At 70.1% G+C, this 9755-nt stretch carries 11 protein-coding genes; 8 read left to right on the plus strand and 3 right to left on the minus strand.

Annotated elements, in window-relative coordinates; genetic code table 11:
* Window positions 1-1069, plus strand: a 1069-nt coding sequence (locus AC1DXV_RS26420) for a DUF3108 domain-containing protein (protein ID WP_477936360.1), incomplete at its 5' end; no start/stop codon positions are given.
* 55 nt (window positions 1070-1124) lie between these two features.
* Window positions 1125-1913, plus strand: a complete 789-nt coding sequence (locus AC1DXV_RS26425; RefSeq protein ID WP_477936361.1) for an enoyl-CoA hydratase — start codon at window positions 1125-1127, stop codon at window positions 1911-1913.
* Window positions 1914-2006: 93 nt separating this feature from the next.
* On the opposite strand, the gene AC1DXV_RS26430 is transcribed toward AC1DXV_RS26425, so the two are convergent.
* The 3 genes from AC1DXV_RS26430 to lysS are packed head-to-tail and all read right to left on the minus strand — an operon-like array spanning window position 2007 to window position 4479.
* On the minus strand, window positions 2007-2705 hold the full coding sequence (locus AC1DXV_RS26430) for a class I SAM-dependent methyltransferase (RefSeq protein ID WP_477936363.1): 699 nt from the start codon (window positions 2703-2705) through the stop codon (window positions 2007-2009).
* Between the two features lie 39 nt (window positions 2706-2744).
* Window positions 2745-2963 (minus strand): hypothetical protein, encoded by a 219-nt coding sequence (locus AC1DXV_RS26435; RefSeq protein WP_477868816.1) that lies wholly within the window; start codon window positions 2961-2963, stop codon window positions 2745-2747.
* 7 nt (window positions 2964-2970) lie between these two features.
* Complete coding sequence (lysS, locus tag AC1DXV_RS26440) at window positions 2971-4479, minus strand: lysine--tRNA ligase (protein WP_477868818.1); 1509 nt, start codon at window positions 4477-4479, stop codon at window positions 2971-2973.
* A gap of 133 nt (window positions 4480-4612) precedes the next feature.
* On the opposite strand from lysS, the gene AC1DXV_RS26445 reads away from it, so the two are divergent.
* The 6 genes from AC1DXV_RS26445 to AC1DXV_RS26470 form a co-directional block, all read left to right on the plus strand.
* Window positions 4613-5671, plus strand: coding sequence for a Gfo/Idh/MocA family protein (locus tag AC1DXV_RS26445; RefSeq protein ID WP_477868820.1), 1059 nt, complete (start codon window positions 4613-4615; stop codon window positions 5669-5671).
* Window positions 5668-6252 (plus strand): acyltransferase, encoded by a 585-nt coding sequence (locus AC1DXV_RS26450; protein WP_477868826.1) that lies wholly within the window; start codon window positions 5668-5670, stop codon window positions 6250-6252. Before AC1DXV_RS26445 ends, AC1DXV_RS26450 begins: the two co-directional genes overlap by 4 nt.
* Window positions 6249-7355, plus strand: coding sequence for a DegT/DnrJ/EryC1/StrS family aminotransferase (locus AC1DXV_RS26455; RefSeq protein WP_477868822.1), 1107 nt, complete (start codon window positions 6249-6251; stop codon window positions 7353-7355). The genes AC1DXV_RS26450 and AC1DXV_RS26455 overlap by 4 nt, the downstream gene beginning before the upstream one ends.
* On the plus strand, window positions 7352-8611 hold the full coding sequence (locus AC1DXV_RS26460) for a lipopolysaccharide biosynthesis protein (RefSeq protein ID WP_477936365.1): 1260 nt from the start codon (window positions 7352-7354) through the stop codon (window positions 8609-8611). Before AC1DXV_RS26455 ends, AC1DXV_RS26460 begins: the two co-directional genes overlap by 4 nt.
* 10 nt (window positions 8612-8621) lie before the next feature.
* A complete protein-coding gene (locus tag AC1DXV_RS26465) occupies window positions 8622-9371 on the plus strand; it encodes a class I SAM-dependent methyltransferase (protein WP_477871184.1) in 750 nt (249 codons plus the stop codon).
* Window positions 9368-9755: glycosyltransferase (locus AC1DXV_RS26470; protein ID WP_477936367.1), on the plus strand; the 388-nt coding region annotated here is incomplete at its 3' end. The genes AC1DXV_RS26465 and AC1DXV_RS26470, both read left to right, overlap by 4 nt.

Here is a 9755-nt window from a genome sequence, read left to right on the forward strand (position 1 = left end):
GCTGGCGCTGGTGCTCGGCGTGCTGGTGGCGCACGGCTGCGTGACGCGCGGCCTGGCCGAGCGCATGGGCGGGTTCTCGGCGGTGCCGATGCCGGCACGGCTGCAGGTGGCGTATGTGCGCGAGCTGCAGCCGACGGTGCCGGTGGCGATGGCGCCGGCGGCAGCACCGGCGCCGCCGAAGCGGGCCGTTCGCGCCGCAGCGGTCTCGCCGGCGCCTGCCGAGGTGGCTGCGTCGGCCGTGCCCGTGCCGGTCGAGCCCGAACCCATCCCCGAGGTCGTCGCCGCAGCCGAACCCGAGCCCGCGGCCTCGGCACCTGCCGAGCCCGCCTCGGCGCCGCCCTCCGCGCCATCGCCGGCCACCGTCGCCGCGGCGGACCCCGCGGCCTCGGCCCCGGCCGCCTTCGAATGGCCTGGCTCGACCCGCCTCAACTACGTGCTGACCGGCAACTTCCGTGGCCACGTCGACGGCGAGGCGCAGGTCGAGTGGATCCGCGAAGGCAACCGCTACCAGGTGAACGTCGACGTGGTCATCGGGCTGTCGTTCGCGCCGACCGCGTCGCGCCGGCTGACGAGCGAGGGCCAGCTGACCGCCGACGGGCTGTACCCGACGCGCTACGACCAGCTGACGCACGTGATGCTGCGCGACGACCAGCGCGTCGCGATGCAGCTGCTGCCCGATGCGGTGGTGCTGGCCAACGGGCAGCGGCGCATCCGCTGGCCGGGCGTGCAGGACACCGCGAGCCAGTTCGTGCAGCTGACCTGGCTGTTCACGACGCAGCCGCAGAAGCTGCGCACCGGCGAGAGCGTCGAGATCCCGCTCGCGCTGCCGTTCCGTGTCGAGCCGTGGACCTACGACGTGCTGGAGGAGGAGACGCTGTACACCCCCTTCGGCGAGGTGCAGGCCTTCCGCGTGAAGCCGCGCCGCCAGCCGCGCGGCGGCGACCTGATCCCCGAGATGTGGATCGCGCCGAGCATGCGCTACCTGCCGCTGCGCATCCGCATCCACCAGGATGCCGACACCTGGGTCGACCTGATGATCCGCCGCAAGCCGGAGCTGGCGGCGTCGTGAGCGCGATCTGCCTACACTCGACCATCACCCCTCAGAAAACACCGAAGGAGACCCGATGAGCCACGAATGCATCCTCACCGACGTCCAGGGCAGCGGCCCGCTGCGCATCGGCGTCGTCACGCTGAACCGGCCGAAGCAGCTGAACGCGCTGAACGACACCCTGATGGACGAGCTGGGCGCGGCGCTGAAGGCCTTCGATGCCGACGAGGCGATCGGCTGCATGGTGGTCACCGGCAGCGAGAAGGCCTTCGCGGCCGGTGCCGACATCGGTGCGATGGCGGGCTGGAACTTCATGGACGTCTACAAGAGCGACTACATCACGCGCAACTGGGAGACCATCCGCAGCGTGCGCAAGCCGGTGATCGCCGCGGTGAGCGGCTTCGCACTGGGCGGCGGCTGCGAGCTCGCGATGATGTGCGACATCATCCTCGCGGCCGACACCGCGAAGTTCGGCCAGCCCGAGATCAAGCTCGGCATCATCCCCGGCGCCGGCGGCACGCAGCGGCTGCCGCGCGCGGTCGGCAAGGCGAAGGCGATGGACATGGTGCTGACCGGCCGCATGATGGACGCGGCCGAGGCCGAGCGCGCGGGCCTGGTGTCGCGCGTGGTGCCGGCGGCCGAGCTGCTGGGCGTGACGATGGCGGCGGCGCAGGCGATCTGCGAATACGGCGGCCCGAGCGTGATGATGGCCAAGGAGGCGGTGAACCGTGCCTACGAAGGGCCGCTCGCCGAGGGCATCCAGTTCGAGCGCCGCATGTTCCACGCGCTGTTCGCGACCGAGGACCAGAAGGAAGGGATGGATGCGTTCGTCAACAAGCGCAAAGCGGTGTTCAAGCATCGCTAGGTTGGCGCTTCAAAGGCGCGTGCGGGGGTGACAAGCGAACAAATGAAGGTTGATTGCCGGGGTGTGGCTGCGTAGCCCGGATGCCAATCCGGGTCAGTGGTTGCTGTACACGAGCAACCGGCCCTTGTACGCCGCATGCGTGGCGTCCGCCACCTGCTGCAGCCGCTCCTCCTGCAGCGAGAACCCCATGGCTGCCATCTGCCGCGTGAAGGCCGCGCGGTTGCCGCGGTTCGGGTCGACGATCCAGACCTCGGCGCGTGCGCCGACATGGCGGCCGATGAAGCCGGCCAGCAGGCCGCCGTCGTCGCGCTCGTAGAGGATGTCGCTGCCGATCACCAGGTCGAAGCGGCCGCTGAGCGTCTGCTCGGCCTGCGGTACCGGCGGCAGCAGGTCGTCGGCGGATTCGGACCACTGCCCGTGCCGGTAGGCCATCGGCAGCAGGCCGTTGAGCCGCAGGTTCTCGGCGAGGAAGTCGGCGGTGAGCGGATGGCAGTCGCTCGCGGTCACGTCGCTGCCGCGGCGGTGGCTGACCAGGCTCGCGAGCGCGAGGCCGCAGCCGATCTCGAGGATGCGCTCGTGCGGCACCATCGTGCGCACCGCCATGCGCGCGGCGAGCTGCAGGCCCGAGGGCCACAGCAGCCCGAACAGCGGCCAGGCCGCCGACGAGATGCCCTGCCGCAGGGCGAGGTCGTGGGGATCGGAGAACTGCTGGCGGTCCAGCAACGAGCGAATCTGCAGGTCGGCAACGCCGTCGATGGCGATGTGCTCGTGTTTGACCAGATATCCAGGCATCCGGCAGTGTAGGTGCCGGGCGCGGGTCGCGTTGGCCTTTCAGCGCGGCAGGTAGCCCTGCTGAAGAATGTCGCCTGTCCTGTCGTCGATCTCGATCAGCACGTTCATGCCGCGAGACTCGTGGTTGGACATGACCTGCCAGCGAGGTTTCCCGAACCACAGCGGCCGATACTTCCGAACGCTGACCGGGTCGAGAAACGGCCAGCCTCGCTCGGTCGCAAGCCGGCGAGCGACGGTCAGCGCTTCGTCGCTCGTCACAGGGCGGTCAGCCTTCCTTGCGCAGCGACGGGAACAGGATCACGTCGCGGATGCTCGGGCTGTCGGTGATCAGCATCATCAGCCGGTCGATGCCGATGCCGCAGCCGCCGGTCGGCGGCATGCCGTACTCGAGCGCGCGGATGAAGTCGGCGTCGTAGAACATCGCCTCCTCGTCGCCGGCATCCTTGTTGGCCGCCTGCGCATGGAAGCGCGCCGCCTGGTCCTCGGCGTCGTTCAGCTCCGAGAAGCCGTTCGCGTACTCGCGGCCGGTCATGAAGAGCTCGAAACGCTCGGTGATGCCGGGGTTCGCGTCCGATGCGCGCGCCAGCGGCGACACCTCGACCGGGTAGTCGATGATGAAGGTCGGGTGCCACAGCTTCTCTTCGACCACGGCCTCGAACAGCCCGAACTGCAACTCCGGCAGCTTCCAGTGCGCCGGCGCCTCTTCGCCCGCCGCCTTCAGCTTCGCGCGCAGCAGCTCGGCATCGCCGGCCTCGGCCTCGCTCAGCCCGGCGTGCACCACCAGCGAATCGCGCACCGACAGGCGCGTGAACGGCTTGTCCAGGTCGACCGGCTTGCCGGCGTAGCTGATGCTGGCCGAGCCGGTGGCCTGGCGCGCCGCATGGCGCAGCACCTGCTCGGTGAAGTCCATCACGTCGTGGTGGTTCCACCAGGCCGCGTAGAACTCCATCATCGTGAACTCGGGGTTGTGCCGCACCGAGATGCCTTCGTTGCGGAAGTTCCGGTTCACCTCGAACACCCGCTCGAAGCCGCCGACGATCAGCCGCTTCAGGTACAGCTCGGGCGCGATGCGCAGGAACATCTGCTGGTCGAGCGCGTTGTGGTGCGTGGTGAACGGCTTGGCGTTCGCGCCGCCCGGGATCGGGTGCAGCATCGGCGTCTCGACCTCCATGAAGCCGTGCTCGATCATGTAGTGCCGGATCGAGCCCAGCGCCTTGCTGCGGGCGACGAAGCGCGCACGCGCCTCCTCGTCGGTGATCAGGTCGACATAGCGCTGGCGGTACTTCTGCTCCTGGTCGGCCATGCCGTGGAACTTGTCCGGCAGCGGCCGCAGGCTCTTGGTGAGCAGCCGCAGCGTGGTCACGCGCACCGACAGCTCGCCGGTCTTGGTGCGGAACAGCGTGCCCTCGGCGCCGAGGATGTCGCCCAGGTCCCAGTGCTTGAACGCGGCATACACCTCGTCGCCCAGCGCGTCCTTCGTGACGAACAGCTGCAGGCGGCTGGTCGAGTCCTGCAAGGTCGCGAAGCTCGCCTTGCCCATCATCCGCTTGAGCATCATCCGCCCGCCGAGGCTCACGACGATGCCCTGCGGCTCCAGTTCCTCGTTCGGGATCTCGCCGTACTTGCGGACCAGGTCGAGCGCGTGGTGCTTCGGCTTGAAGTCGTTCGGGAACGCGACGCCGCCCTGCTGGCGGATCGCGGTCAGCTTCTCGCGGCGTTCGGCGATCAGCTTGTTTTCGTCTTCGGGCGGCTGGGGAGGAGATGTCTGGGTCATGGGGTGCTCGGGAAATGCGCCGCAATTTTAGGCGGGCCGCCCGGGATTCCCCGGCCGGGGCCGTCCGGGCCGAATAAAATCGCCCGTTTGCCTCGCGGGTGCCCCGCGTAGCGCCTGCCTTTCGAGAGCCTCCATGCCGACTCCCTCCATCATCCGTGACCGCAAGCTGCGCCTGGCGCTGGTGGGCTGCGGCCGCATCGCGCAGAACCACATCGCGGCGCTGAAGCAGCATGCCGACCGCGCCGAATGGGTCGCGGTCTGCGACAACCAGCCCGAACTGCTGGCCCGGGCCGTCGAGCTGACCGGCGCCCCGGGTTTCGCATCGCTCGATGCCTTGCTGGCCGGCAGCGATGCCGATCTCGTCGTGCTGGCCACGCCGAGCGGGCTGCACCCGCGCCAGGCGATCAAGGTGGCGCAAGCCGGCCGCCACGTGCTCAGCGAGAAGCCGATGGCCACCAAGTGGGACGAGGGCGTCGCGATGGTGCGGGCCTGCCGCGATGCCGGCGTCAAGCTGTTCGTCGTCAAGCAGAACCGGCTGAACGCGACGCTGCAGCTCGTCAAGCGCGCGGTCGACCAGGGCCGATTCGGCAAGCTGGCGATGGTGGCGGTCAACGTGTTCTGGACCCGCCCGCAGGCCTACTACGACGCGGCGCCGTGGCGCGGCCGCTGGGACATGGACGGCGGCGCCTTCATGAACCAGGCGAGCCACTATGTCGACATGGTCGACTGGCTGGTCGGCCCGGTCGACAACGTGCACGCCTACACCGCGACGCTGTCGCGCAACATCGAGGCCGAGGACACCGGCGTGATGAGCCTGCGGCTGCGCAACGGCGCGCTCGCCTCGATCAACGTGACGATGCTGACGCACAACAAGAACTTCGAGGGCAGCATCACGCTCCTCGGCGAGCGCGGCACGGTGCGCGTCGGCGGCGTCGCGGTCAACAAGATCGAGCACTGGGAGTTCGACACCCCGCACGAGGACGATGCCAAGGTGGCCGACGCGAGCTACGGCGTCACCTCGGTCTACGGCCCCGGCCACCCGCTGTACTACGACAACGTGATCAACACGCTGCGCGGCGAAGCGCATGCCGAGGTCGACGGCTACGAGGGCCTGCGCTCGCTCGAGGTGCTGATCGCCGGCTACCGCTCGGCACGCGACGGCGTGCGGGTCGGACTGCCGCTGGTGTTCTGATGATTCATTCTTCCGCCATCGTCGACGAGGGCGCCCGGCTCGGCACCGGCACCCGCGTCTGGCATTTCGCGCATGTGTGCGCTGGCGCCCGCATCGGCGACGGCTGCTCGCTCGGGCAGGGTGTCTACGTCGGCAACGACGTGAGCATCGGCCACAACGTGAAGATCCAGAACAACGTGTCGGTCTACGACGCGGTGACGCTCGAGGACGACGTGTTCTGCGGCCCGAGCATGGTCTTCACGAACGTCTACAACCCGCGCTCGGCGGTCACCCGCAAGAACGAGTACCGCCGCACGCTGGTGCGCCGCGGTGCGACGCTGGGCGCCAACTGCACGATCGTCTGCGGCCACACGGTCGGCCGCTACGCCTTCGTCGGTGCTGGTGCCGTGATCAACCGCGACGTGCCGGATTTCGCGCTGATGGTCGGCGTGCCGGCCCGCCAGGCCGGGTGGATGAGCCGGCACGGCGAGCGGCTCGAGCTGCCGCTCACCGGCGACGGCGAGGCCGCCTGCCCGGCGACCGGCGAGCGCTACGTGCTGCGCAATTCGGTGTGCCAACCTGCAGAGGAAGTGCAAGCATGAGTTCGAAGCTCGAATTCGTCGACCTGAAGACGCAGTACGCCGCGCTGAAGGAGCGCATCGCCGAGCGCATGCAGCGCGTGCTCGACCACGGCCAGTACATCATGGGCCCGGAGGTCAAGGAGCTCGAGGCGCAGCTCGCCGCGTACACCGGCGCGCGCCACTGCATCACGGTCGCGAGCGGCACCGAGGCGCTGCTGATCGCGCTGATGGCGCTCGACCTGAAGCCCGGCGACGAGGTCGTCACGACGCCCTTCACCTTCGCCGCCACCGCCGAGATGATCGTGCTGCTGGGCGGCGTGCCGGTGTTCGCCGACATCGAGCCCGACACCTGCAACATCGACGCCGCGCTGATCGAGGCGAGGATCACGCCGCGCACGCGGGCCATCATGCCGGTGAGCCTGTACGGCCAGGCCGCCGACATGGACGCGATCAATGCGATCGCGCAGCGCCATGGGCTGCCGGTGATCGAGGATGCGGCGCAGAGCTTCGGGGCCGATTACGCCGGCCTGGATGGCGAGACGCGCAAGAGCTGCAACCTGAGCACCTTCGGCTGCACCAGTTTCTTCCCGAGCAAGCCGCTCGGCTGCTACGGCGACGGCGGCGCGATCTTCACGAGCGACGACCGCCTCGCGCAGGCCTGCCGCGAGATCCGCGTACACGGCCAGAGCGCGCGCTACACGCACACCCGCGTGGGCGTCGGCGGGCGCATGGACACGCTGCAGTGCGCGATCGTGCTGGCCAAGCTGGAGCGCTTCGAGTGGGAAGTGCAGCAGCGCCTGGCGATCGGCGCGCGCTACAACGAGATGCTGGCCGGCAAGCTGCTGGTGGTCGCACAGCGCGCCGGCCGCAGCAGCGTGTTCGCGCAGTACACGGTGTTCGTCGAGGACCGCGCCGCGGTACAGGCGAAGTTGACGGCGCAAGGCATCCCGACCGCCGTGCACTACCCGCTGCCGATCAACCAGCAGCCGGCCTACCGCGCCTGGCAGGTGCCGGGCGGCACGCCGCATGCCGAACGCGCCGCCGCGCGCGTGATGAGCCTGCCGATGAGCGCCGACCTGACCCCCGCCGACCAGGAGCGGGTGGTGCACGCCTTGCTCGCATGACGACAGCGGGCGCGGCCGGCGCGGGCTCGACTCGGCATGTGCTGACGCTGCTGACGGGCACCGGCCTGGCGCAGCTGATCGCACTGGCCGCGAGCCCGCTGCTGTCGCGCCTGTTCGCGCCGGAAGACTTCGGCGTGTTCGCGCTGTTCCAGAGCGTGGTCGCGCTGCTGGCGATCCTCGCGACCGGCCGCTATGAGCTGGCCATCGTGTTGCCGGAGTCGGACGATGACGGTTGGCAGCTGCTGCTGCTGGCGTTGGCGATCACGCTGGGAGTGACCGGGCTGTCGTTGCTCGGTGTTGCGCTCGGTGGTGGATGGATCGCGCAAGCGTCCGGCCATGCGTCGCTCGCACCGTGGCTCTACCTGCTGCCGCTGAGCGTCGCGCTGACGGCTGTCGTCAACACGCTCGGCTGCTGGTCGAACCGGCGCCGCCAGTACACGCAACTGGCCGGCAACCGCGTCGTGCAGAGCGCGGGCGGCGTCGCGGCCACGGTCGGCCTGGGCGCAGCCGGCTGGGCTGCGCCGGGCTTGCTGCTGGGCGGTGCGCTCGGCCAGTCGATCGCGGCGGCGTTGCTCGGTTGGCAAGCGCGTGGCGATGCCCGGCCGGCGCAGGGCCTGCGCCTGCGGGCGCTCGCGGGCCAGTACCGGAACTTCCCGCGCATCAACCTGCCGCATGCGCTGCTCGATGCGCTGCAGGCGAGCGCGCTGCTCGCGGTGATGGGCGCCGCGTTCGGCAGCCAGGTGCTGGGCTGGTACGCCTTCGCGCTGCGCATCGCGCGCACGCCGCTCGCGATGCTGGGTGCCTCGGTCGGCCAGGTCTTCCAGCAGCGCGCGGCGCAGCTGTGGAACGAAGGCGGCGACCTGGCAGGCCTCGCGCGCCGCACGAGCTCGAAGCTCGCGCTGTTCGCGCTGCCGTTCATCGCGTTGATGCTGTTCGCGCCCGACCTGTTCGCCTGGGCCTTCGGCGCCGAATGGCGCGAGGCCGGCGCGCAGGCGCGGCTGCTGTCGCCGTGGATGGTGCTGAGCTTCCTGACCTCGCCGCTGTCGCAGCTGCCGCTGGTGGTCGGGCAGCAGGGGCGGGCGCTGGTGTTCGGCGTCGCCTACCAGGTGTCGATGCTGCTGCCCTACGTGCTGGCCTGGGTGCTGAAGTGGGACATCACGACGGCGCTCGCGCTGCAGTCCGGCGCGTCGTCGGTGGTGCTGCTGGTCTACGGCCTGTGGCTGCACCGGCTCGCGGGGATGAGGCGAGTCCCATGAGGTCCTTCGCATGAGCAGTGCAGCCTTCTGGAGCCAGCGCGTGCGGCGCTACGGGCACACCGGCTGGTCCGATGCGGCCACCTACGCCTACGACCAGCGGCTGCGGCTGAAGGCCGTGAGCTGGCTGCTGAAACCGATGGCCGCCGCGCTCGACTACGGCTGCGGTGTCGGCGATTTCTGCGCGCTGCTCGCCACCCGCGCGCAACGCGTCGTCGGGCACGACCTGTCGCGCGATGCGCTGCTGCGCGCGGCGCGCCAGCATCCGTCGACGGCCATCCGCTACGAGCCGGTCGCGCAGGCGGTGTGGTCGCAGCGCTACGACCTGATCCTCAGCATCACGGTGCTGCAGCACGTGGTCGACGACGGCGAACTGCAGGTGCTGCTGGAGCGCTGCGCTGACGCGCTGCAGCCGGACGGCCGGATGATCGTGCTGGAGACGCTGGCCGATCAGACGCGCGATGGCGGCTACCTGAAGCGCCGCACGCGCGCGGCGCTGGTCGACGCGTTCGCGCGGGCCGGGCTGACGCTGCAGTCGCGCCGCGGCTTCTACCACCCGACCGAGTGCCCGACCCCGGCCTTTGCCGCGTACCGCAAGCGTTTCGTGGTGCGCCTGCTGTCGCGGCTGGCGGGCTGGAAGCTGCCCGGTGCCCAGGCCGTGCTGACGCGCATCGCGAATGCGGCGGCCGATGCCGACACCGAGTTCCTCGCGCAGCCGGGGTCGCCGACGCAGCTGTTCGTCTTCGTGCGGAGCGTGGCATGACGAAGCCGGTGCTGCTGGTCGGCAGCGCATCGATCCACGTCGCGCGGATGGCGCGCGGGCTGCTCGCCGCCGGCCAGCCGGTGGTGCTCGCGACGCACGGCGAGCTGAAGATCGACCCGCATCCGCTGCTGCTGGCGCACGAGCAGGTCGATCTTTCGATCAAGCGGCTGGACGCGCCATACCGCCTGCGCCGGCTGATCAAGCGCTGGGCGCCGCGCGTGCTGCATGCGCACCAGGCCAACAGCGTCGGCTGGCACGCGGCCCGTGCGGTGCGCGGCACCGGCGTGCCGTTGGTGCTGACGCTGTGGGGTTCGGACGTGCTGACGCTGCCGTCGCGCAGTGCCTTCCACCGCTGGCTGGTGCGCAGCGCGCTGCGCGGTGCGC

The sequence above is a fragment of the Rhizobacter sp. P3_C12 genome, from assembly GCF_056402735.1.